Annotated in this window: 21 protein-coding genes and 1 tRNA gene; 7 read left to right on the forward strand and 15 right to left on the reverse strand. The window is 54.5% G+C overall.

The features are described from left to right. Window positions 1–94 precede the first annotated feature (94 nt). Window positions 95–1,921 (forward strand): ATP-binding protein, encoded by a 1,827-nt coding sequence (locus DF283_RS02555; protein ID WP_303673144.1) that lies wholly within the window; start codon window positions 95–97, stop codon window positions 1,919–1,921. A gap of 380 nt (window positions 1,922–2,301) precedes the next feature. On the opposite strand, the gene DF283_RS02560 is transcribed toward DF283_RS02555, so the two are convergent. Both DF283_RS02560 and DF283_RS02565 read right to left on the reverse strand, forming a co-directional pair. Further along, entirely contained in the window at window positions 2,302–2,910 is a 609-nt protein-coding gene (locus DF283_RS02560; RefSeq protein ID WP_303673145.1) for a pilus assembly FimT family protein, read from the reverse strand. 285 nt (window positions 2,911–3,195) lie between these two features. Next, window positions 3,196–5,697, reverse strand: coding sequence for a diguanylate cyclase (locus DF283_RS02565; protein WP_303673146.1), 2,502 nt, complete (start codon window positions 5,695–5,697; stop codon window positions 3,196–3,198). 264 nt (window positions 5,698–5,961) lie between these two features. Here DF283_RS02565 and DF283_RS02570 point away from each other — a divergent pair, with 264 nt between their 5' ends. Continuing rightward, window positions 5,962–7,755 carry an SAM-dependent methyltransferase gene (locus DF283_RS02570; RefSeq protein WP_303673147.1) on the forward strand — a complete coding sequence of 598 codons (1,794 nt, stop codon included), beginning with the start codon at window positions 5,962–5,964 and terminating at the stop codon, window positions 7,753–7,755. Here the strand turns inward: DF283_RS02570 and DF283_RS02575 are convergent. Genes DF283_RS02575 through DF283_RS02585 form a run of 3 tightly spaced genes read right to left on the reverse strand, consistent with a single transcriptional unit; the run spans window position 7,739 to window position 10,729 of the window. Then, entirely contained in the window at window positions 7,739–8,746 is a 1,008-nt protein-coding gene (locus DF283_RS02575; protein ID WP_303673148.1) for a VWA domain-containing protein, read from the reverse strand. The two genes, DF283_RS02570 and DF283_RS02575, sit on opposite strands and share 17 nt — an antisense overlap. Further along, window positions 8,743–9,750, reverse strand: coding sequence for a DUF58 domain-containing protein (locus DF283_RS02580; RefSeq protein ID WP_303673149.1), 1,008 nt, complete (start codon window positions 9,748–9,750; stop codon window positions 8,743–8,745). The genes DF283_RS02575 and DF283_RS02580 overlap by 4 nt, the downstream gene beginning before the upstream one ends. A gap of 4 nt (window positions 9,751–9,754) precedes the next feature. Beyond that, window positions 9,755–10,729: an AAA family ATPase gene (locus tag DF283_RS02585; protein WP_303673150.1), complete on the reverse strand. Its 975-nt coding sequence runs from the start codon at window positions 10,727–10,729 to the stop codon at window positions 9,755–9,757. Window positions 10,730–10,926: 197 nt separating this feature from the next. Between DF283_RS02585 and DF283_RS02590 the strand changes: the two genes are divergently transcribed. Continuing rightward, entirely contained in the window at window positions 10,927–11,556 is a 630-nt protein-coding gene (locus DF283_RS02590; protein WP_303673151.1) for a hypothetical protein, read from the forward strand. 59 nt (window positions 11,557–11,615) lie between these two features. Here DF283_RS02590 and DF283_RS02595 read toward each other — a convergent pair whose 3' ends face one another. The 9 genes from DF283_RS02595 to DF283_RS02635 form a co-directional block, all read right to left on the reverse strand. Further along, window positions 11,616–12,752 carry a glycosyltransferase family 9 protein gene (locus DF283_RS02595; protein ID WP_303673152.1) on the reverse strand — a complete coding sequence of 379 codons (1,137 nt, stop codon included), beginning with the start codon at window positions 12,750–12,752 and terminating at the stop codon, window positions 11,616–11,618. After that, entirely contained in the window at window positions 12,752–14,221 is a 1,470-nt protein-coding gene (locus DF283_RS02600; protein ID WP_303673153.1) for an O-antigen ligase family protein, read from the reverse strand. The genes DF283_RS02595 and DF283_RS02600 overlap by 1 nt, the downstream gene beginning before the upstream one ends. Window positions 14,222–14,240: 19 nt before the next feature. Beyond that, entirely contained in the window at window positions 14,241–14,798 is a 558-nt protein-coding gene (locus DF283_RS02605; protein WP_303673154.1) for a DUF4330 domain-containing protein, read from the reverse strand. A 63-nt stretch (window positions 14,799–14,861) separates the two neighbouring features. Beyond that, window positions 14,862–15,929, reverse strand: coding sequence for a bifunctional heptose 7-phosphate kinase/heptose 1-phosphate adenyltransferase (locus DF283_RS02610; RefSeq protein ID WP_303673155.1), 1,068 nt, complete (start codon window positions 15,927–15,929; stop codon window positions 14,862–14,864). Between the two features lie 41 nt (window positions 15,930–15,970). Further along, window positions 15,971–16,582 carry a tetratricopeptide repeat protein gene (locus DF283_RS02615; RefSeq protein WP_303673156.1) on the reverse strand — a complete coding sequence of 204 codons (612 nt, stop codon included), beginning with the start codon at window positions 16,580–16,582 and terminating at the stop codon, window positions 15,971–15,973. Further along, window positions 16,563–17,222, reverse strand: a complete 660-nt coding sequence (gene purN, locus DF283_RS02620; RefSeq protein ID WP_303673157.1) for a phosphoribosylglycinamide formyltransferase — start codon at window positions 17,220–17,222, stop codon at window positions 16,563–16,565. Before purN ends, DF283_RS02615 begins: the two co-directional genes overlap by 20 nt. Then, complete coding sequence (gene purM, locus DF283_RS02625) at window positions 17,219–18,280, reverse strand: phosphoribosylformylglycinamidine cyclo-ligase (protein ID WP_303673158.1); 1,062 nt, start codon at window positions 18,278–18,280, stop codon at window positions 17,219–17,221. Before purM ends, purN begins: the two co-directional genes overlap by 4 nt. Before the next feature lie 106 nt (window positions 18,281–18,386). After that, a complete protein-coding gene (locus tag DF283_RS02630; RefSeq protein ID WP_303673159.1) occupies window positions 18,387–18,653 on the reverse strand; it encodes a hypothetical protein in 267 nt (88 codons plus the stop codon). A gap of 202 nt (window positions 18,654–18,855) precedes the next feature. Next, a tRNA-His gene (locus DF283_RS02635) sits at window positions 18,856–18,931 on the reverse strand. Window positions 18,932–19,069: 138 nt separating this feature from the next. Between DF283_RS02635 and DF283_RS02640 the strand changes: the two genes are divergently transcribed. Further along, window positions 19,070–19,888, forward strand: coding sequence for an NTP transferase domain-containing protein (locus tag DF283_RS02640; RefSeq protein WP_303673160.1), 819 nt, complete (start codon window positions 19,070–19,072; stop codon window positions 19,886–19,888). Continuing rightward, window positions 19,885–20,409, forward strand: a complete 525-nt coding sequence (locus DF283_RS02645; protein WP_303673161.1) for a hypothetical protein — start codon at window positions 19,885–19,887, stop codon at window positions 20,407–20,409. Before DF283_RS02640 ends, DF283_RS02645 begins: the two co-directional genes overlap by 4 nt. A 220-nt stretch (window positions 20,410–20,629) precedes the next feature. Here the strand turns inward: DF283_RS02645 and DF283_RS02650 are convergent, their stop codons facing one another. Next, window positions 20,630–21,727, reverse strand: coding sequence for a 6-phosphofructokinase (locus DF283_RS02650; protein ID WP_303673162.1), 1,098 nt, complete (start codon window positions 21,725–21,727; stop codon window positions 20,630–20,632). A gap of 250 nt (window positions 21,728–21,977) precedes the next feature. Between DF283_RS02650 and DF283_RS02655 the strand changes: the two genes are divergently transcribed. After that, a complete protein-coding gene (locus tag DF283_RS02655) occupies window positions 21,978–22,259 on the forward strand; it encodes a hypothetical protein (protein WP_303673163.1) in 282 nt (93 codons plus the stop codon). A gap of 52 nt (window positions 22,260–22,311) precedes the next feature. Continuing rightward, entirely contained in the window at window positions 22,312–22,704 is a 393-nt protein-coding gene (gene crcB, locus DF283_RS02660; protein ID WP_303673164.1) for a fluoride efflux transporter CrcB, read from the forward strand. Window positions 22,705–22,930: the final 226 nt, after the last annotated feature.

A 22,930-nucleotide genomic window follows, 5' to 3' on the forward strand; every position in this document is an offset into this window, starting at 1 on the left:
CCTGTTGGGCGGAACAGGATACAATAAATACTGGTGTGATGGGGATCGCGAATGCGCTTCCAGCCCAACATCCAAAGCCGAGGCAACTGTGGACGTGTGGAAAGCTAAAGTTTTCTCTTCGGAAAACAAGATTTTATTACTGGTCATTACCAGTATTTCGGTGTCGTTTTTAATTGTGGCCTTTGGCATTTACACCAACTACAACAATTCGCTGGCCGATAACTACGATCGCTTTGCCAACATGATTACCGAGGTGGTTTCCGTGGGCGGGGTGGAGCGGCTCTCCTCCAGCAATCCGGAATTTGGGGTAAAACGTTTTGCCGATGACATGGTGGCGGGCAGTGAGGACATTGCGGCCATTGAGTTTTACGATAAAAGCGGACGACTGATTTACAAAAGCGCCAAGCCCTTGTCTGTGGCTGAAAGCAAGACTATGACCGATTATGTGGCCCCCCTGCGGCGGGTGCTGCACGATGACATGGAGCCGGAAGAGGTGGGCACGGTTCATGTGAAGCTGACCGGCAAAACCCTCCGGGATATCAAAGTCGCCACGGGTAATATTATTATCTGGGTCTTTTTAAGCGCCTGGTTTATTTCGGTGCTGGCCGTATCGCTCAACACTTATATTCTCAGCAAGCACCTGCGCACTTTTGTGCGGGGGGTTAAGCGCCTTTCCACCGGAGATTTTGGCTATAAAATCCTGGAGCATGACCTGTGGGGCGAGTTGAAAACGCTGGCCGAATCTTTCAACGATATGTCCATGCGCTTGCGGGCCTATGAGGATCAGAATCTGGAAACCATCACCTTTGAGCGCAACAAGCTCAAGGCCATTCTGCTCAGTATCGCCGATGGGGTGGTGGTGTGCGATATGCAGGCCAAGGTGGCCATTATCAACGATGCCGCCTGCGATATGCTGGGCTATAAATCCAGCGAATGGGCCCTGGGCAGCAATTTAAAGGACTACACGACCGAGAGCGGAACCCGCTGCTTTGAGCCCATCATCGCGGACTTTGAAAAAGTGCTGGCCGACAAGCAAACCCCCTTACCCCCCTTGTTTATCCATAAGCTGGAAGTGCCGGGTACCACACTGAAGATCATGCTCTCTCCCATTCAGGATACGGAGGGCGACATGCTGGGCTTTGTGCTGATTATGCACGATGTGACCAAGGAAACCGAAGTGGATAAGATGAAAACCAGCTTCATTTCCAACGTATCCCACGAGTTGCGCACCCCGGTGACCACCATCAAAAGTTACGTGGATACCATCTACAACCACGGGAAAGATTTGGACGCCGAAACTTACGACGAGTTTATCGAGACCATCAACACGGAAACGGATCGCCTGAAAAAGCTGGTGAACGATATTCTGGACTTCTCCCGACTGGATGAAGGGGCCGTGGTACTGGAGCGGGAGCTGGCCGATATGACGCCGGTCATCAACCTGACCGTGCAGTCGGTGAAGGTGTTGGCCGATCAGAAGAAGATTACCCTCAGCACGGCCATCGAATCCGGCCTGCCCAAGTTGTACATTAACAGTGATAGCATTGAGCGGGTGCTGCGCAACCTGCTGAGTAACGCCATTAAATACACCGATGAGGGTGGGCGCATCCGGGTGCGGGCGGAAGTCACCGAGATTGGCGATGCCCTGGAAGTCTCCGTCCAGGATACCGGCAGTGGCATCGCGGAAGAGCATCTGCCCCATCTGTTTGATCGGTTTTATCGGGTGGAAAACAAGGTCCACACGGTGAAAGGCACCGGGCTGGGCTTGCATCTGGTGAAAGTGGCCATTGAGAATCATCATGGCGGTGAGGTATTCGTTAAAAGCGAAGTGGGCGTGGGGAGTACTTTTGGCTTCCGCATTCCCTTGGGAGAGCCCGGGGCAGACTTACCGGGAGAGGGCGCCAGGGCTTTACCCGCCTGAGAGGCAACGCCGTCTAAGCCTCAAGCCCGGTCATTGCGGGTTTGGGTGCCGCCTGGACCGGTGAACGCTCCGTAAAAAGACCTCTTCTGGATTTTGGCGGCTGGCCTGCCTGTGGACTTGCCGTTTTCTGTCGTTTTGCCGAAGGCGCTTCATTTTCCTAATAGAAGCCAAAAAAAAAGGCCCTACGGAAAAAGGGCCTTTTGAATTTTACGTAAGAAAGAAAGGAATGGTTAGACTATTCATATATTATCAGAATCCCCAAATGGATGAGTCAACAGCTGCCTGAATAGACACGAAAATTAACAATGTTGTAAACATACGAAACATTAAGGCGGCAGATCGCTTTTGTCCCTGCTCCGAATCCAGGTTTGGCGGCTGCTCTAGTTCCAGTTGAACCAGGATGGGTCGAAGTTACCGGGATTGATGGTACACCCGGTATTATCACAACTATTGGGTTTGGGCTGTCCTCGTGTGGTGAGAAGGCCATTGTAATAAAGGGTGAATTGAACTGATTTGCCAGGACTGTCTGCGGAACTGCCGCTGTAAGTTCCATCTGGGTCAAAGTCAAACTCAATGACATTGAGTGTGCTGCTGCCTCCAAACCAGTAAGTATTCTGAAACCAGAGGATACCGCCGCCATGCAAAGAGACACAAGGATTAGCTGCATCGCAGGTTCTGGAGGTGAACCCGCGGATGGAATCAATCAATCGACCATCGGTAATCTGCGCGACGTAATTTATGTAAGGTATCAAGTCGGAGGATTTGGTGTTGCTGGTAACAATGCCGTCCTGCTGCGCTTTTTGATAGGCGCCGGTAATCATGGCGGCCACTTCTTTAGCTCTGGCCTTGTTGGTGGCGGCCTGCTGAGTACTGACAAGTTTAGGAATGGCAAAGGTGGCGATGACCCCTAAAATAGCCAGAGAAACCAACAGTTCGGCCAGGGTGAAGCCCAGTGCAGTCGAAGGGAGCATGGGAGGGCTGCATCGCATGTGGGGGCATTCCTGTTATTATTGGCGCATTACGGAGTCATCCAATGATCTATCGGATCATGTATTAAAAAACTTTAGCTTAAGGTAGGCATCCCTTCTCAACACGTTTCTAAAGCTGTGTGCAGATCAGAGACAAGTTGTGGCATTGTTTCTGGTAAAGCCACCCATCGTGAATTTTTTGAATTTGCTGCACTCAAACAGTGATAAGCGTGTTGAGAAGGGAGGTTTACCTGGTTTAAAACGCTAGAGAAGGGCATTATTGCGGGGGAGGCACTTTTTCCGGTTTTAATGGGCTGTGTCCGGTGAGGGGTACTCGCTTGGCACGCATTCACTATAGCCATCTGTGGGATTTGTATTTTCTGGTTTTGACGTCATACAAGCGTTTTCCGTTTTGTACTGGGTGCCCACCTGGTTCCGTCCGTTCTCCTTGGCCCGGTACAGTCCGCCATCGGCAAATTCGATGAGTTCGGAGGGTGCCTCGCCATGGGTGGGATAGGTGGCCACCCCGCAACTGATGGTGACGTGCTTGGCCACCCCTTCCGCAATGGCGTAGGCCTCTTCCGCCACGGATTTGACGATTTTCTCCGCCACGGCCAAAGCCTCCTCTTCGTTGGCACGATCCAGAATGATGGCCATTTCCTCGCCGCCGTAGCGAGCCACCACATCTACGTTGCGCACGTTCTTTTTCAGTTTTCGGGCCACGTGTCGCAGCACTTCATCCCCGGCCTGGTGTCCGTAGGTGTCGTTAAACTTCTTGAAGAAGTCGATATCAATTAACAGCAGTGAGAATTTGTGCTTGAAACGATTGGCCTGATCCACGGAGCGGCGCATGTGATCCTGAAAGAAGCGGTGGTTGTAAAGGTTGGTCATGCTGTCGGTGGTGGCCAGGGCGTATGTTTTTTCATAATCCTGGTTGCGGAAAAAGTACTTGAGCATAAAGGTGACTGTAATGGTGATGACCAGACACAACATGGGCATGGCCACGTTGACCCACAGGTGTTGGGATTGATACATGACAATGGTAAACAGCACGTACAGCACCGAGATATTGGCTGTGATCAGTACGCCAGCCAGCGGTGAGCGCATTTTGAAAGAACTCCATGCCGCTAGCAAACAAATGAGCAGGGTCAGGGAGAAGTTGACATAGGGAGGCACCCGCTGTAGATACCGCTTGTCGTTTTGATAGAGGTTGTCAAACAGGTTGGCTTGCAGCACCACGCCGGGCATGGTGGGATAGATAGAGGTGTTTTTGATGTCATAGGCCCCTACGGCGGTGGCCCCTACGAAAATAATTTTGTTTTTAAGCAGTTTTTTGAGGGCTTCATCCTCTTCATTCAGCGGCAGTCCGGCCTCTTCTTTTTTCATGGTGCGAATGACTTCCCAGGCGGAGATCATTTTGTAGGGCTGGGGAACGTATTTGCTGTTCAGGGCCGCTTCCAGCAGCGTGATGATCGATTCGGTTTTTTGGTGCTTGAGTTTGAGTTGGCGGAGTTCCCCGGAGGTCTTGGCGTTCTTCTGGGGTTGCTTCTCAGTCTCTTCAATGGTTTGAGTCAAATAGGCGTAGTAGACCTTTAGATCCCGAAGGGTTTGGGTGTACTCATCCCGCCGGATGTTTACGTTATACCAGTTCACCAGGAAGTTCCCGCTCTCATCCAGTGGGATGTCGTAGTCGGTAAACTGGAGGTGCCCATCCTTGGTGAGGGTCAGCACCGGTTTTTGATGGGGAAATTTTAAATCCAGAACGGCCCGTAAGCCCAGGTATGGAAAGTATTTATATTCATAGTGTGGTTGCCGGGCGTAGATCAGGTTTCCGTAGTCGTCCACCAGATACCCCTGCGCGTCGACCGCCTTGGGCTCGGTGGGGTTGTGATCCTCGTAGTGCCCCTCCTTCAGTTTGACCACCGGCAGGTATTCCGTCCTGGCGAACAGGTAACCATCCGCATCCGTCCGGTTCCCCTGGCTGTCGTACCAATGCCCGCCTTTTTGTGTCAACGGCCTGTGGCTGGTTTGAATGAAGGGTTGATACTGGAAGCGAAATAACAACGGGTTGCTTCGGCTGACGCCGTCAAAATCGGCCCCGTGGTTGATAATGCCGATGTTGCGCCCGGTCAGGAGCAGTTCATCCATAATGCTGCGGTAGTGGTTAAAGGTCATATGGTCGTTATCAAAGAAAACGGTGCCGTCGCGTCCATTTCGCTCCAGCTTCAGCATGTTGTTGGCGGAAGCCTGATTCAGCTCGGATCGCACTTCAACTGCCAGTGGGAGCAGGTTTTCTATATCCTTGGGGGTCATGTCCTTGCCCAGTTTCTGGTTTTGCAACAGCTCGTTGTCAAAGTTCATGCTCAGGAAAACATTGTTGTAATGTTTAAAGGCGTCTATCAGCTTCTGGTCGGCATCCTCACTGCCCTTGCGATGGGACACGAACATAATGTCATAGATGAGACTGCGCACCCCGGTTCGGTTCAAAAAGTGGATCATGCGGGCATGTACATCCCGGGGCCATGGCCACACCCCGAACTCATCGTTCAGCACGTTGAGCGAGGAATCATCAAACTGTAAAATCAAAATATCGGGACTGGGCCGCTTGGTCACTTCGCCCCATTGCATCTGGGCTCGAAGATCATAGGTTTTGAGTTCCAACTGGGCCACCATACGGTCAATACCAGCCAGCAGGAAGGTGACCAGAATCAAGGCCACCACCACGGTGGTCAAGGTTCCCTTGGCCAGAAGGTTCAGGATCTTCTGGAGTTTCAGTTTCCTGCTGTCGTCCTGCTGGGGGGCCGTCATGGGGGAGTCTCCATCGATGATTTGGCTTGCATAGTGCCTCAATGTTCCAAGGGAGGATACCCCCCCAGCATTGTTTGAGGCGCCTCTTTGTGCGGAGGCTTTATGAGTGTTTCGACCGCTTCTCTGGAATATTGAATTTTTTTGAAGTCGTTTTCTTTGGCTTTTGTATATATTTTTTAAATTTTTTATATAGAAAGACAATTGCCTTCTTTTAATTGTTTTTATTTTTTTAAAGCCAGTAATGACGATGGAGACCGCCACCTCATGCATGAATTTCAGCCTAAGGATAGTCAGCTTTCGGTGGAAGAAAACCTGGAGACTTTGTTACAATCCACCTCTCACGGTCAGGAACTACTGGCTCATTTGCAAACGGCCTTGCCCAGCCCACTGGACCTTTTGTTAAAACCCGGTTTGGGCTCCTTGTTGGGTCATGTGACCACGCAACAGGCTTTGCCAGAGGAAGAGGCCGTTTTCAAGCCGGCCAGGACCATCCTGGGTCAGGAGTGTCGCCTGTCGGAATCTTTGTTGTGGGACATGCAAGAGCAGTTTTACCGGGAGGCGGGCATTAGCGCCTGGGAACAGAATGTACCGTTGTTTATTACCAACAGCGCTTATATTGCCGAATCCTACGCTGAAATGGTTCTGGCTTTCGTGGAGGATTACTTTGAGCATCTGGATTTGAGCGAACCTCTGACCATTATTGAACTGGGTACCGGCACGGGACGATTCAGCCACCACATGCTGAAGGAACTGGAAAGCAAGCTGGCCAGCTTTACCAAGTATCAGTCCGTCCGAATTCGCTACGTGATGACCGATTTTACCGATAGCAACCCTACTTTCTGGGAGCAGCATGAACGGTTGAGGCCTTTTGTGGATAAAGGCATGCTGGATTTTGCCGTTTTCAATCCGCTGGCCAATGATTCCGTGACCCTGCGGATGAGTGGTGAGATGTTAGCCCCCGGTTCTCTGAAAAACCCGGTAATTGCCATCGCCAACTACTTCTTCGATACTATTAAGCAGGACGTGTTCCGGATTGAATCCAAGGTGCTGAAAGAAGGATTGGTGACTCTGGAGCGCAATCTGGAAGGGGTCGATCCGGAATCCTCCCCCCAGCTCAGCGAGATTACGCCGGTCTACAACTACAAGGATCTCCGCAGTGATCAGTATTACGATGATGCTCGCCTGAACGCCATTTTAAAGCACTACCGGCATACTGTTCGTAATGGCAGTATTTTATTTCCCATCGGTGCTTTCCAAGTTATCAAGAACCTGGAAGCCTTGTCTGATAAGGGTTTGATGGTGATTTCCTCGGACAAGGCCTATACCAGCGTGGAAGAGATGACCCGGTTTTACAGGCATGACTATGCCCGCCACGAGGGTGCCTTCTCCTACATGGTAAACTACGACGCCATTGGCCAGTACTTTTTGAACCAGGACGGCCATTATTTCCACACAGAAGGCAGCAGTCTCAGTGTCCATACGGTTTGCTGCCTGAAATTAAACACCCCGGCGCAGAAGTTTGAACACCTGGATTATCTGTATCGTCATAAATTGAACCGGGCCAACACCATTAACAGTGTATGCGCCGCTATGCCCGGACGGGAAGAATACGGGAGCGCCGCTTATATCCAGCAGCTGTTGTCCCACATTCGTTTGAACCTGTGCGATCCCCGGGTGTTTTTGGCCATGGGCCAGCAATTGGTGGATGCCCTGCCTCAAGCCTTGCACTCTCAGGTGGCGGATTTGAAGCAGTTGATGGAGCAGACCTGGCAGAATTATTATTTCTATCCCGGTGAGGTCAACATTCCCTTCTGGTTTTCACAGATCTACTATGGCATGGGCGAGTATGACAAAAGCAACAAGGCGCTGGATGATGCCATCCACTATTACGGTCAGCATGAGGCTTTGTACTACCTGAAAGGGCAGAACTATGAGCAGTTACAACAGTGGCATAAAGCCCGGGCTGCCTACGAATGTGCTTTGGTGATGAAGCCTGATTTTCCGGAAGCCACTGCCGCCCTGAAGCAGGTGGAGGCGAGGCTTAAAGACAAACCATAGCCACACCCAGCGCGATGAGCAACGTGGCTAGCCCTGCACCTGCCAGTATAAATGCCAAATCCACAGCGCGCTGTTCGTAATGAATGGTGCGCTTCTGGATTTGATCGTAGACCGTGCGGAAATCGTCCTGCTTAAACACCCGAAAGTACTGCCCCCCCCCAAGACGGGCGGTTTCCCGCAGGGTGGTTTCATCAAAGTTAACCGGCAGTTGCAGCCCCTGGTAAGTAATGGTGCCCCCTTCCGGGCTGCCCACCCCAATGGTGTACACGGTGATGTTGGCGGCTCTGGCCTGCCGGGCGGCCAGTTCCGAGGGGAAACCCTCGTGGCTGTCCCCGTCACTGAGTAGCACAATTACCCGATCCGGGGTCTTTTTGTCCGGGCGCTCTGCGGTTTTTGGGGGTGTCTGCCCGGAGGTATCCGGGGGGCTCAGCACCTGTAAGGCGGCTTGCAGGGCGCTGCCAATCTCGGTGCGGGGTTTCAGGTCTTTCAGGTTCAGAGCCTTCAGGTAGTTCACCACCTCGGCGTGCTGGGGAATGGGCGGGGTGACCACGTAGGTGCTTCCGGCAAAAAACTCCAGGCCAACGCGAGCGTCCGAGGGAAGGCTTTCCACGAAGTCAATGGCCGCCTGTCTGGCCGCTGTGAGGCGATCTGGCTGGATGTCGTTGGCCATCATGCTCAGCGAGATATCCAGTACCAGCATGATATCGGCCGAGTTGACCGGTACCTGGGTTACGATGGTGGGACGAGACAGGGCCACCATCATCAGGGTCATTATCACGCTGACTGTCCCCGGAAACAGCAGGCGTTTCCACACCGGCGGTGCGGTTTTAATTTGCTCCACCACGGCGGCGTAACTGAAGTTCAGGGCCTGACGCACCAGTCGCTGACGCAGGCGTTTGAGGTACAGCCACCAGAAGAGGGGGACGAGCAGCAACAGCAGGAGCATCCAGGGCCATTGCAAATACAGGGTGGAAAGATCGTGCCAGTTCATCGGGGCCACCACCGGCTTTCACCGTTCAACAGGCTCAGCAGGGCATCCAGCGGGGGATGGTGGGTGGAAACAAGCGTGGCCGCCCCCAGCGTCTTGAGTTGTTGCAGGCGACTTTCCTGATAACTGGCTGCTTGCCTGATATAGGCTTGCAGACAGGCGGAATTTTGAGTGTCCACCTCAAGCGGGGCAGCACTTTCCGGATCGATCAGGCACAGTGTTCCCATTGCAGGCGGCAAGGCCGTCTCCAAAGGGTCGCTGAGCATCAGGCAAAGCAGCTTGACCCGCTGGGACAACTCCCCCAAGGCCAAGTGCCAGGGGCCGTCATGGGGCTGTCCTGCCTTTGGGTTCCATTTATCCAGAAAATCACTGAGGATGACCACCGTGCTGTGGCGGGCCGCTACCCGGTTCAGCTCTTGCCAGGTCCGCTTCAGGGGATCGCCCGTGGCGGCGGACTCCTGGGTATCAATATGCGCTGCCCAGTGAAGCAGTTTCTGGGTGAGGTGCCGGGCGTGGCCGGGGCCATTGCCCGGCGGCAGTATATTGTTGCGGTTGGGCCCTATCAGGCAGGCTCCCAGTTTATGCCCCGCTTTTTGGGCCAGTAAGGCCAGCAATCCAAACAGTTCAATGGCCTGAGACAGCTTGGTCTGTTGCTGCCCAAAGCGCATGGAGGGGGTAAAATCCACTACAATCCACAGGGTCAGTTGCTTTTCCTCATGATAATCCCGCACGTGGGGGGTTAGGGTGCGGGCAAACACGCTCCAGTCCATTTTTCGGATGTCATCGCCTGGGCGGTATTCCCGTAAATCGGCAAAATCCAGCCCGGTTCCCCGCAATATGCCTTTCTGGTTACCGGCCATGGCGTATTTTAATTTCTGGCGCAGCAAAACCTCCAGACGGGCCAGCAGCACATCGGCGTTCTCCGGGATTTCGGTTTGCACAGGCGGCGGTGGCAGGCAGGCCATGGGATCCAGAATGGGATCGAGCCAACGCAGGAAGGCTGCCATGGCTTCAGGCTCCTGTCATAACCGGGGCGGGAATGTCAGCCTGAATGTTTTTCAGTAGATTGTCCGGGGTCAACCCGCTGGCCAGCCCCTCGTAAGACAAAATAATGCGGTGGCGCAGGCAGTCATGAATGAGTTTTTCAATATCGCCGGGCGTCACGTACGTGCGACCGTTCATCAGGGCCAGGGCCTTACTGGCGTGGGCCAAGGCCAGAGAGCCCCGTGGGGAGGAGCCGTACTGGATGCCCTTTTGCTCGGGCCGTCGGGTGGCGTCGATGAGGGCCACAATGTACTGCATGAGTTTGGGGTCCAGATAAACAGTCTGGGCCTGTTGGCGCACCTCCAAAATGCGGGTCTGATCCAGGATGGCTTCCAGCGAGGGTAAGACTTCGCCGCTCATGCGCTGAATAATGACCAGTTCTTCTTCCGCCGAGGGGTAGTCGATGATCAGCTTGAACAGGAAGCGATCCAGTTGGGCTTCCGGCAAGGGAAAGGTGCCTTCCGACTCAATGGGATTCTGGGTGGCCATGACCATAAAGGGCTCACTCAGCGTAAAGGTCTCTTTGCCGATGGTGACCTGATGCTCCTGCATGGCTTCCAGCAGGGCGCTTTGTACTTTGGCTGGGGCCCGGTTGATTTCATCGGCCAGTACAAAGTTGGCGAATAGGGGGCCCACTTCCGTGCTGAAAAGCCCGCTGTTGGGGTTGTAGATGCGGGTGCCCACCAGATCCGATGGTAATAAGTCCGGGGTGAACTGAATGCGTTTGAACGCCAGATCCATGACCTGGCTGAGGCACTTGAGGGTCAGCGTTTTGGCCAGCCCCGGCGCCCCTTCCACCAGCACATGGCCTCCGGCGATCACGGCCACCAGCAGGCGCTCCAGCAGATGCTCCTGCCCCACGATGACCTTTTTCAGCTCATAGAGAACCCGCTCCAGCAGGGCCTGACTCTCTTGCGCTTGGCTCTCACTCAATCGACTCATACGCCTATTGTACACCCGCAAGGGTTGGGATGTGAAACCGGTTTGCGGCACATTTCAGACCCCTTGTTAAATGGCGGGGTTGTTTCTACAATGGCTCCATCCTGAGACGTTCAACCGTATTCAGGACACCGTTTGAAATTTTTTCATTTCGCTTGCTGATTGCTTTCATATCTTCAGATTCAAGTAGAGGGGATCTCATGCAAAACTCGTTTATTTCTTCTTTTGCCGTGCGTAGTGACTTATTAACCAAAAGTCGGCAGACTGCGCTGGCCAGAAAAGGGCATACGCCGCTGAAGCCGCCGTCTCTCAACCAGTGGAATACCCTTCGCCCTTTATACCTCAAGAGTTTTCAGTGTTTTGGGGCCGGAGGGGGGACTAATACCCCTTTGGCGGAGGAGCCTGTTGAACCGGGCACCTTTCAGAAGGTGTTCTACATTCGGGAAGAGCCCCACCTGTTGACGCCCAAGGGGCAGATCCTGAAGCTCAGTGATTCCCTTAAAGAAGCGGTTTCCGATACGGAAAAGCCCATGCCGGATCGGGTTCGACTGCGTTTGGTGTATGAGAAGACACCACCCATTGCGGGGATTCGTCAGTTTCTGGAAGACATGGCCAAACAGGCCCAGGGCAATAGCGCCCGCATGATCGGGGCCCGCCTGTTTATGGGCATGCCCCGCCACTTGCCGGAGATGGCCTTGCAGCAGTCGCCCCGAAATGATCGGGAAATTATTTTTGTGGTGGAAACCAAAAACCGCAGTCGGGAGGATCTCCTGAAGTTTGCCCGGTTTCTGGTGAAAGGCTCCCCGTTTTTACCGGAAAAATACGAATAGCGCAAAACACCCCAATCGCGGGCATCCAACGGGTGTCCAACGGATACTGCGGAGCCGGGCTAAATCGCGGGGCTGGCGGCGCCTTGCAGGACCTCTTGCACTTTGGCCAGTACCAGAGACACGGGCACTTGCAGGCAATCCGAGGTGGCGCAGTTCTCATTGCGTACGTCCCACAGGCAGGGACGGCAGCTTAAGTTTTCCACCGTGACCGCCTGAAAGCGGGCATCGTTGGGGGGGAGTAATTTGCGCTCATCGGTGGGCCCAAAGATGGCCACAACCGGTTTTTGATAACCCACGGCCAGGTGCATGGGGGAGGAATCCACACCGATCAGCACATCGGCGGCCAGCACCAAAGCTCCCAGTTGCAAAAGGTTTTTGGTTTGCCCGTACAAGCTATGGAATCCGTTCAGCGTGGCAGGCAGGGCCTGTTGAATCTGATCGATGGTCTCGGCGTCATCTGGCCCCCCGGCCAGATAGACCTGATGCCCCTGCTGGCAGAGCTGGGTGATGCACTCTGCCCACCGGGCGGGCGGCCAGCCTTTCAGGATGTTCTTTTGTACGCTGATGGCGCTGACCCCGGGGTGGATGAGAATTTTGGAGCCGGGCGGATGGGGTGGGATCACGCTGGCTGCCCATTGCCGATCGGCCTCGGAAGGGGGCTTGAGATGCGGCAGTACGGGGCGCATGGGTTGGTAGGCGTCTCCCAGAAGATACCGCAAAAAGCTGCTGGCCAGGGCGAAGTACATATCGGCGGCGTAGCCCTTGCGGGCGTGCCTGGGAGCCAGTGGGGCTTCGGTGGTCAGTAGCGCACGACTGACCGCCCCGGTTTGAAAGCCTACCCGAACGGGAATGCCACTGGCAAACAGCAAAACGGGAATAAAGGGACTGCTACCGCTGGAGATGACCGCGTCAAAGTCCCCGGTGCGTAAGCGGTTCCAGAGTTCGGCGAACAGGCTTTGCCGGGATTGTCCTTGCACTTGCAGCGGCACCACGGCATCAATGGTCAGCAGGTCTTTCACCGATTGACTGCGCCGTTCCAGAAACAGGGTGCAGTGCGCTTGCGGCAGGGCACGCCGAACGTCCTCAATGACCGGGGCAAACAGAATTTCATCGCCAATGCCCCCAAAGTTGATGAAGGCGATGCGCTTGATGGCATCGGGTTTGATGGCGTCGGGCCGGAGTCGTTGCTTGCCCATTACAGTTTGCCCTTAAAGGCGTTGGGGTGCTGGGGTTCGGTCAGTTTGGCCAAGGCGGCCACCATGAACCAGAACAGCAAGTTGACCGAGGGGCGGTACCAGATGGTATCGAAGATGCCGTACATAAAGGAGCCCACAATGCCTGTCAGCAGGGCGCTGACCAAGAGCTTTTCCGCAAGCGATAAGTAGACAGCATCCAGAGCCAGAAAGGCCCGCAATACCAGCACAAACAGCAAGGAGAGGAAAATGGCCAGCCCAATAAACCCTTGTTCCACGGCAATTTCCAGAGGGACGCTGTAGGCACCTAAAGCGTTATAACCGGGCACCATGTACAGGCCGTATACCAGTTTAAAGGTGCTGTTACCCGGCCCAATGCCCACAATGGGGTTATCTCGCACCATTTGGCTGGCGCTGTTGTAGACGTTCAGCCGGTAAGAAATACTGCTGTCCTCTCGCATGGCGAAAATGGAAGCTACCCGGGTGCGGATTTTCTCGGAACTCATCACCCCGCCGCCCACGGCCATCACGCTGACCAGTAACACAATCAGCCAAGTCGGTTTCATCCACTTGAACGCGCGCAGGGTGGGATGATGCCAGATGAGGTGCCCCACACAGGCAAACAGGCAAATAAACATGCTGCCCATGGCCAGGAATCCGCCCCGAGAGCCGGTTAAGACCAGGGCAATCAGTATCAAAACCCCGGAGAACAAGCTGAGGAGAGAAATGAGCCAGGTTTTGGGTTTGGCGAAAATGCCGCAAATTCCGGCTGCGGCGGCAAAGCAGGGCACCAGAAATCCGGCCAGCAAGTTGGGGTTGGAGGGCTTTAAGGTGCCAAAGATGCGATCCATTTGCAGTTCCGGGTTAATCGTGGGATCGCTCCAGGTGGCCAGCGGCTGAATGTGGTTGAGGTGCTGGTAAAAGCCAATCAGGGACTCTCCCAGCCCCAGACAGACCAATAAGCCCATAATGGCGGCCAGGGTGCCGCTACCGCTTTGGCTGATGGTCCGAAAGACGATATAGCCCGCTACAAAGGTCAGCATTTTGGCCAAGCCAATCAGGCTGGTGAAGAAAAACGAGGAAAAGGCCGTGGATAAAGCCGCCGAGCCCAGAAAGCAGACCACCAGCACATCCACAATGGTTAGTTGGTTGAGCCAGTTGGGCCGCAGGAGCAGGGCCGCAAGCAGCGTCACCCCGAACAACAGCCAGGTGACCGCCCCAATAATGCCGGTGCCGCTGAAGGTGAGTAGCACCAGTAAGCCAAAAACCCCCAGCGTCAATAAAAAACGCACGGCGGAACCATACCACATGGCGCTGGCCTGTTGATGGGGCAGGCGATTGAGGACTTGCGTCGGCCCGTTCAAAATTTTAGAGGCCCGCAACCATTCCGCGATTTGCAAGCCGCTGGTTTCCGCCAATCGAGCCCAGGGGCCCAGCAGTCGAGAGTTTTCCAGAGCGTCCTTCAGAATCATGGGGTCTTCCAATACTGCCCTAGTGCGCTTTGGCCGGGGCGGACGCCGATTGTTTGGCCGGTGAAGGGGTGGGTTTAATGTCTACAATGGCCCCGGAAACCCGGTAATCATGCCCTTCCACTTCAATGCCCAGACCGATTTTTACCTTGATGCCCTCGGTCACATAGCCGTCCGCGCTAAACAGGGCATGATCCTTGAGGGTGATGAGATAGTCGTAGCCGTAGGGATCGGCGGGATCTTCCAATGTTTTCAGGCTGCCATTGGGCAACAGATAGGAACTGCGCTTGGGGGTCTGCTTGACGTCCAGAATTTCCACCTGCCCCCGGGGTTGGTTGCGAATGGTGATGGACAGCTTCTTGCCGGGCTGGAACAGATTGGGTTGCAAGGTTTTCAGGTTACGGATGTAAACCGTGTACTGAATGTCGCCCTCTCCCTGAATGACTTGCCCGGAAGTGCGGTACATGCCGGACTGGGTGAGTAGAATGCCGCCCGCCACCAAGAGCCCAAGGGCCAGACCGCCAAAGTCGAAAATATTGATTTTGCCAAATAATCTGCCGGATGGGTCGAGCAATGTCATGAACGTCGTCCTGTGCCTCTCGTGGTTACATTTGCCAGATAAAACTGTCAACGGGGTAAAGATTTAGGCGCTGGCCACAGCTTGCTGAACCTGCTTGAGCAGGGCGTCATCCACACTTTCCAGGGCGGCCTGTAGTTCCTGCGGGTTGGTGGTGGCTGCCCCAAAGCGTTTCACCACAATACTGGCCGCTAAATTCCCCAAAATGGAAGCCTCCAGCAAGGTCGCGCCGGCGGTCAGGGCCAGGGTCAGGGTGCCTACCACGGTATCGCCCGCGCCGGTCACATCAAACACTTCACTGTGGTTGAACACGGGAATATTGGTGGCCACGGGCTCTGCGCTGCCGTCCTGCCGCTCAAACAGGCTCATCCCCGATTCCCCACGGGTGATTAGCACGTTTTGTCCGTTGGTCTTGCGGAGTAAATCCTGTCCGGCTTGCAGCACCGCCTGCGGGGTGTCCAGCAGGTAACCCACGTTCTTTTCCGCCTCTGGCTGGTTGGGGGTGAGAATGGTAGCCCCCTGAAACGCGCTGAGATCCTGTTGGCTGTCTACGGCCATCATCAAGCCGTGTTTTTTGCTGAGTGCCTGACAGTGGGCAATCACTGCCGGGGTGAAGACCCCCAAGCCGTAATCGGAGAGGAGCAGGGCGTCAAAGGCTGGGGCTAATTGACTCAGGGTGTCCAGCACCTGATTTTCAATCCTGGCCGAGATGGGGGCATTGGATTCCCGGTCAATGCGCACAATCTGCTGGGTGACCGAATGGTTGGCAATGCCGGAGATGCGGGTTTTGGTGCTGGTGGGGCGGTCTTCATCCTGAATCAGCCCGGCGGTGTCGATGCCATCCCGTTGTAAGGCGTCATTGAGGAGTGAGGCGTAGTAATCTTTCCCGGAAATGCCCACCACGGTGGTGCGCTTGGCCTTCAGTTTGGACACGTTGTGGGCGGCGTTGGCTCCGCCTCCCAGAATAATATCGGCCCGCTCGTGGCGTAAAATCAGCACGGGGGCTTCCCGGGACAGGCGATGCGTGGTGCCGTAGACCATCTCATCTATGACCATATCGCCTACCACCAGCACACGGCCCTGATTGAGTCGGGAAATAATTTTGCTCAACGTCTCTTTCATAGGGTTAATCATACCCGTAAGCGGCTCACGGGTAAAGCCTTACGGGCCAAGCCTTACGGATTGGCGGTGGCTGAGCTTTCGCTGTCTGCCCCGGCGGATGCCTGCGTTTTTTTCAATCGGGCTTGCAGCGCCTCAATCTGCTTCTCCACTTCAGCGGCGTTTTTCAGGCCGGGCAGGGCTTGCTGATAGCTTTCAATGGCCAATTCATAGGCCTGTTGCGCCTCGGCTTTCATGGACGGGATTTTGGCCTTGTCCGCCTTGGGATCGCTCTCGGCCTCACTTGCTTTAAAGGCCAATTGATCGGCCTTGGCCTCGTAGGTAATGCCCAGTGTTTTTTGCACTTGAGCCTTATCTAACTGCGATTTTTCCACCAGTTGCTTCAGCAGGGGAATGGCTTTGTCGTAACTGCCCTGGGTTTGGTAGGCGATGGCCAGATTGTAGGTGGTGTTGGGCTCATCGGGCTGGAGATCGTGGGCCGCTTCCAAGCGGGAAACCGCGCCATCAATATCGCCAGAGGCCATCAGGGCCTCAGCCTTTTCGTTAAGTTCGGCCATAGAGCGCTGGTAGACCACATTTTGCTGACAGCCGGTTAATACAAGGCTCATGCCGACAACGGCCACGGACAGGGCAATGGCTTTCACGCCGTTACTGAAGGACTGGGTCATGGGCTTCCTGATTCTCCTCCCGATTCAAATGATTTTGTAGATACTGGCCAATGACGCTGGGGTACAGCCGATGCTCCTCGGCCAGCACTCTGGCGGCCAGACGCTCCGGGGTGTCATCCGCTAATACGGGTACCCGGCTTTGTCCCAAAATGGGGCCTTCATCCACCTGAGCGGTGACTAAATGCACACTGCAGCCGGATTCCCGCTCTCCGTTGGCCAGTACGGCCTGATGCACCTTGAGGCCCACCATGCCTTTGCCCCCGTAAGCGGGTAATAAGCTGGGGTGAATGTTCAGGATGCGCCGCTCAAAAGCCGCCAGAATGGGGGCGCTGATGATGCGATCGTATCCGGCCAGCACCACCAGATCCACCTGATGCGATTTCAGGCACTGGGCAATGGCCTCATCCAGTGCGTTTCGGTTTTGGTAGTCGGCTTTTTCAAAAATGGCCGTGGGTAGGCCTTTCTCTTGGGCTTTTTGAAGTCCCACGGCCTCACGTTGATTGGAAATAACCACGCTGATGCGGGTATTGGGCAGTTGGCCGGACTCGATGGCCTGCTGAATGGCCAAAAAATTACTGCCTCGACCGGAAAGAAGGACTCCCAGCCGAAACGGCTCTGCCTGCTGTCTGGAAAAACTCATTGCAGAATGACCTGAGCTTGCCCCTCGGCGGCGGGGATGAGCTGCCCAATGAGGAAGGCCTGCTCCTCGGTTTCTTGCCGGAAGCTCTCTAGCACGGCCTGCGCCTGATCGGCGGCCACCACCAGAATGTAGCCGATGCCACAGTTGAAGGTGTGCCACAGGGTCTCGTTGGACAGATTGCCCAGTTTTTGGAGGTACTGGAAAATGGGCGGCATAGGCCAGTTGTTCGGGTTGATTTGGGCGGACACGGCTGGGGTCAACACGCGAGGAATGTTGTCGTAGAAGCCACCGCCAGTCACATGCACCATGGCACGCACGGCCTGGGGGTGTTGTTCCAGAATTTTAAGAACCGGTTGCACGTAAATGCGGGTGGGAGTGAGCAGCACATCGGCCAAAGGGGCTTTTAGTTCGGGGATAAACGTCTGCAAGTCCAGTGAGTGATCCTGAAACAGGATTTTACGTACCAGGCTGTACCCGTTGCTGTGCAGGCCGTTGCTGGCCAAACCAATCAGTACATCGCCAGGCTTGATTTGCGCTTTGCGGGGGTAGAGACTTTCTTTTTCGGCCACGCCCACGCAAAAGCCCGCCAGGTCGTACTCGTTGGGCTCGTAAAAGCCGGGCATTTCAGCGGTTTCACCACCGATCAAAGCACAATTGGCCTGCTGGCAGCCTTCCGCAATGCCGTTGAGAATTTGGCTCAGTTGTTCTCCCTGAATTTTTTGCGTGGCCAGATAATCCAGAAAGACCAGCGGTTGTCCGCCATTCACCAGAATGTCATTGACACTCATGGCCACCAGATCGACGCCCACCGTATCGTGGCGGTCGGCCTGAAAGGCCAGTTTCAGCTTGGTGCCCACGCCATCGCAGCCGCACAGTAAGACTGGCTGTTGATAGCCCGGCGGAATTTCAAAAGCCCCGCTGAATCCCCCAATGCCGCCCAGGAGCCAGGGCTTTCTGGTTTTAGACGCCGCTTGTTTGGCAATATCGACCACGGCCTCAGCACTTTTTAGGTCAACACCGGCTTGCCGGTAGGCCTCATCGGAAGAAAGCGTGGTCATGAATTACCTCACAGTGTTTGTTACCCATTGCAGCAGGGTAGCCCAAAAGCAGGCTGGTGTCATTGGGCGTTATGCCTTGCTGGACTGAAAAACGCCCGTCGCTTTGTCAGTCCGGCACGTGAATGGTGGCGTGGGTAATGCCAAGGCGTCTGAAGTCGGCCTGAATCAGGGCGGGTCTGGCCGCTCCGTTGGCCTCAACCACGTTGGTGGGCTCCACCACGATGGCCTGAGTGGCCTGATCTGATGGTAGAAGCGGTTGGGAAGGGGGAAACGTTTGCAAGGCCCGGGACTTGCCCAGCCCGCTGAACATGATGACACACAGCAGAATCACAGCCAGTAACGGTAAGCAGGCAATGCCCAGACGCAGAAGCATTCCCCGGACTGCGGCAATTTTTATTTTTTTGACAAGAACCGGTAACGACGCAGCCTGCATTAATTCCGTCTTTTCTCCCTCAAATCATAAAATTGAGGGGCCTGATGTGTTACCTTCCACCCTCTTGGTGCGTATTGGCTCGTTAAAAATTTGAATGGTCTGTCAATGGATGGATGTTTAGGATTGATATTTAAGAAATAAATGGGGCGGATGATGGGACTCGAACCCACGAATACCGGGACCACAACCCGGGGCCTTAACCTCTTGGCGACACCCGCCATAAAAAGTATCAAGTTGTTAAGTGGGCTTATTGTATCGAAGGCGTGATTTGAACTCAAGTCTCTTTTCAAAAAAATCGGGAAAGTTTCAGGGGCTTAACGTTCGAGGGGGCCGCCTGCTGTGTTATTATCGAGCGCATGATCTTTCCTGAGAATCTTCATGTGGTCATTCTGACCGGGAGTCGAGAAGCGCATGGGCCTTTGCTGGCCGGTACGGGTTTGCGCAGTAAGCCGTTACTGCCGGTGGCAGGTCAGCCTATGCTGGTCTCGGTGCTGAAGGCCGTGGCGGATTCGGGCTTTGCCGCCCGAATTTGGGTAAGTACCCAGGACCCGCAAGTACGGGCTTTGTCCGCAAAATATGCCTTTGAAGTCATCCCCAATGCGTCTGGAGCCGTTCGCTCCCTGCTAAAGGCCTTGCAGGCGCTTCCGGCGGAAGCAGAGTGGGTTCTGTTCGTCTCCGGCGATCACCCGTTGCTGACCCCGGAGATGCTGAACTATTTTGTGAGAGATGGCTTGCGCAAGGACTTGGATCTGATAGTGGCTGTGGTGGAGCGTTCGGTGGTTCAGGCTGCTTACCCCGAGAGTCAGCGCACCTATTTTCACGCCCGGGATGGGGCTTTTTCGGGCGGGAACCTGTTTTTAATCAATCGCGCTCGGTTTCAGGCCAATGTGGCGGTGATGGAAACCATTGACGCCAACCGCAAAAAGCCCTGGAAAAACGCCTTTATGCTGAATCCGCTGTCTTTGTTTAAAATTTTATGTCGTCAACTCACCATGTCTCAGGTGGCTCAGGAGGCCTCTCGCCTGTTGGGTTGCCGGGCCGATGTGGTGGTAATGCCCTTTGCCGAGTGTTGCATGGACGTGGATAAGCCTTCTGACAAAGCGCTGGCCGAAACGATTTTGCAGCGGCGTCGGCAAAGTCGTTCGCAGGGAACCCTTGAGCCTTTGATCCCATGAGCGTGGGCTGGTTTTCAGGGTTATTGATCCTGTTTTGCATCAGCTTTCTGGGTAGTGCGCCGGTCCCTTTGCCGTTGACCGCCACCGTCTTGTGGCTGGGCCAGTTTAAAACGCCGGTGGTGGTTGTTTTTGTGGCCACTTTGGGCTCTCTCCTGGGCTGGCTTTCTCTGGATGGTGTTTTAAAGCGTTGGGTGCAGCGCAAGCCCCAGCTGCTGGAGCGGATTCCGTCTGCCTATCGTCAGTTGTTCCTGAAGCGTTTGGGGCTGTGGCTGTTTGTGTTCAATGCCCTGCCCTTGCCGGTGGATTTTATGCGCTTTTTGGCCTTAATCAGCGATTATAGCCGGGTGCGGCTGGCTGTGATCTTTACGGCGGCTCGTCTGGTGCGTAATACCTTGCTGGTGATTTTGGGGGCGGCTTTGGCCCAGCATCAGGCCTGGCTTTGGTTAGGTATGGGGGTGTTGTTGTTGCTGCCCTTGCCCATGCGGCGCTTCTTGCAGACCATGTCCACGGCTTCCGACTAGCGGCGTTCCAAAACTCTCAATAAAAACGTCCAGTAGCCCAATAAAAGTCGACCTCTTTACGAGTCATGTTCTTGAAGTGCTGGCTTTCACTGTGCGTGTGGGCTTTTTCGGAGCTGGGAACGTCGAATGGCTTTGGGCAATAAGCATGTAAAAACCGCCCAATCCCAATGTGAATGGTTTCAGGCGGTTTTTCAATCGGAGGTGAATGGGGATAGTGCGGTTAGTCTCCCAGGGAGATGCCCACGCCACGGGCGGTATGCACCAGGGCGCTATCCAGCTTCACGTAGTTGTACTCTTCAATGGCGTTGGCAATGGGGACGGAGACCACGTTGGGGTGACGGTAGGACACCATGTGGCCAAACTTGCCTTCCAGTACCAGTTCCACCGATTTGACCCCGAACTGGGTGGCCAGCACCCGGTCGTAGGCAATGGGAGAACCACCGCGTTGCAAGTGGCCCAGAATCATAACCCGGGCCTCGACATCAATTTTGTCCTTGATTTCTTCCAGCAAGCGGTGACCGACGCCGCCCAGAATCTTGTTCTGGTAGCCGGGCTGGTCGCTGTCACGAGAGAAGGTGTTGCCCCCGATGGACTTGGCCCCTTCGGAGATGACTACAATGGCGAAACCACGCCCGTTTTCAACCCGATCGTTGATTTCAGCGGCCACTTTGTCAATGTCATACGGAATTTCCGGGATGAGGGCCACGTGGGCGCCACCGGCGATGGCGGCACTCAGGCCAATCCAGCCAGCGTCCCGACCCATCACTTCCAGAATCATCAGGCGATTGTGGCTGGCTGCGGTGGTAATCAGTCGATCCACCGCTTCGGTGGCGATTTGAACGGAGGTTTGATAGCCAAAGGTCAAGTCGGTGGAGGATAAGTCGTTGTCAATGGTCTTGGGCACGCCAATGATGGGAATGCCTTTTTCAAAGAGGCGCTGGGCGATGTCCATGGAGCCTTCGCCGCCGATGCTGATGACGGCGTTGATGCCCAGTTTTTCCAGGCGATTGATCAAGTCATCGCAACGATCCACGTAAGAAAAGGTGCCGTCCTCGTTTTTGACCGGCCAGTGGAAAGGGCCACCCTTGTTGGTGGTCTTTAATATGGTGCCGCCCCGAATGTGAATGCCGGAAACTGTTTTGCTGTCAAGCAACACCACTTCCATGGGGTCTCTGAGCAAGCCGTTGAAGGCTTCAATGCTGCCGATGACTTCCCAGTCATCTTCCTGTTCGGTGCGTCGTACGATTGCACGGATTACTGCGTTTAAACCAGGGCAATCGCCGCCGCCGGTCATGACCAGTATTCGTTTCTTAGCCATTGTTGAGTTGTTCTCCTGCCTTTTCAAATCATAGAATGTATGAACGGGTATTCATTTGTCAAACGGCTATCCCGGAATCTGAGTGCCTTGCAGAGCGCTTGCGGAGGGATTGCGTGGAGGGTGAAGAGTGGGTGTAGGGTTGCTGGTTGTGTGATGAGCGGTAGTTCACTCCATCAGGTGATTGACGATTTTTAAGGAGGGCAATTGTTAAAATCAGTAAGCGTGTTTGTTATTAAAAGGCTTTTGACTGATGCCGCCCGACATACAAGGTTGCGTTTTTAAGTTTGTACCGAACAACCCCGCTCTGTCCAGCGTGGTCATTAAAGTTTTGAAACGGACGTATCAAGTGCATTCCCTGCCTTTGCCACTGGTTAAGGCGGTTGTGGAACGGGCTTTAGAGCAAAGTCGTACGATGGAAATGAAGATTGAAAGCGTTATTTTTGAGGAGAAACTGCTGGCTTATGCCAATCAGTTGCGTCCCCGCTTTTTGACCCAGTTAAATGAGTTGCGACGGCAGGGGAAAAAGTGGTAATTTCCTGTTTGATGCCCTGATAGAATTAAAGTCTTAGCCGAATGAAGGTGAAATGAACAAGGCGGTGCTGTTGATTGTGGGTGGAAGCCTGGGCACTTTGTGTCGCTACTATCTGGCGGACTGGGGACAAAGCCGCTGGGGTGTCGTTTTTCCCTTCGGGACTTTACTGGTCAATCTATTGGGATGCCTCTTGATTGGGCTGTTGCTGGGCGGGTTTGAACGCCGCTTTGAGGCCTTGGCCGCAGTGCCTGTGGAATTAAGACTGATGTTGATGACTGGCTTTCTGGGCGCTTTTACCACGTTTTCCAGTTACGAGCTGGAAGCCTTTGTCATGCTGCGCCAAGGCGCTTGGGAGAGGGCCCTGATCTATCTGTTGGGCAGCTTGGTATTGGGGCTGCTGCTGGTGTTGCTGGGCTTCCGGTTAGGACGAGCCGTACCATTTTAAGTTTTAAGTTTAAGTCAGTCAGGATGCCAAGCGGTAACGGGTGTTTATCTGTTTTGGGAGCAGGGAGCAGGGGGTTGATTTGTGGGCTTGAGTTCTCAAGTTGATCTTGCGCGTTAATCTTTCGAGTACAATGGGCACAGTTTCAATGAGGGAACGCTCTTGACGGAGGCGAACCCGTTCCAGGCCATTCCCCACCCTCTCACTCAACTTGAAGGAAAACCGCATT

This window comes from Vampirovibrio chlorellavorus (assembly GCF_003149375.1).
Classification (GTDB): domain Bacteria; phylum Cyanobacteriota; class Vampirovibrionia; order Vampirovibrionales; family Vampirovibrionaceae; genus Vampirovibrio; species Vampirovibrio chlorellavorus_B.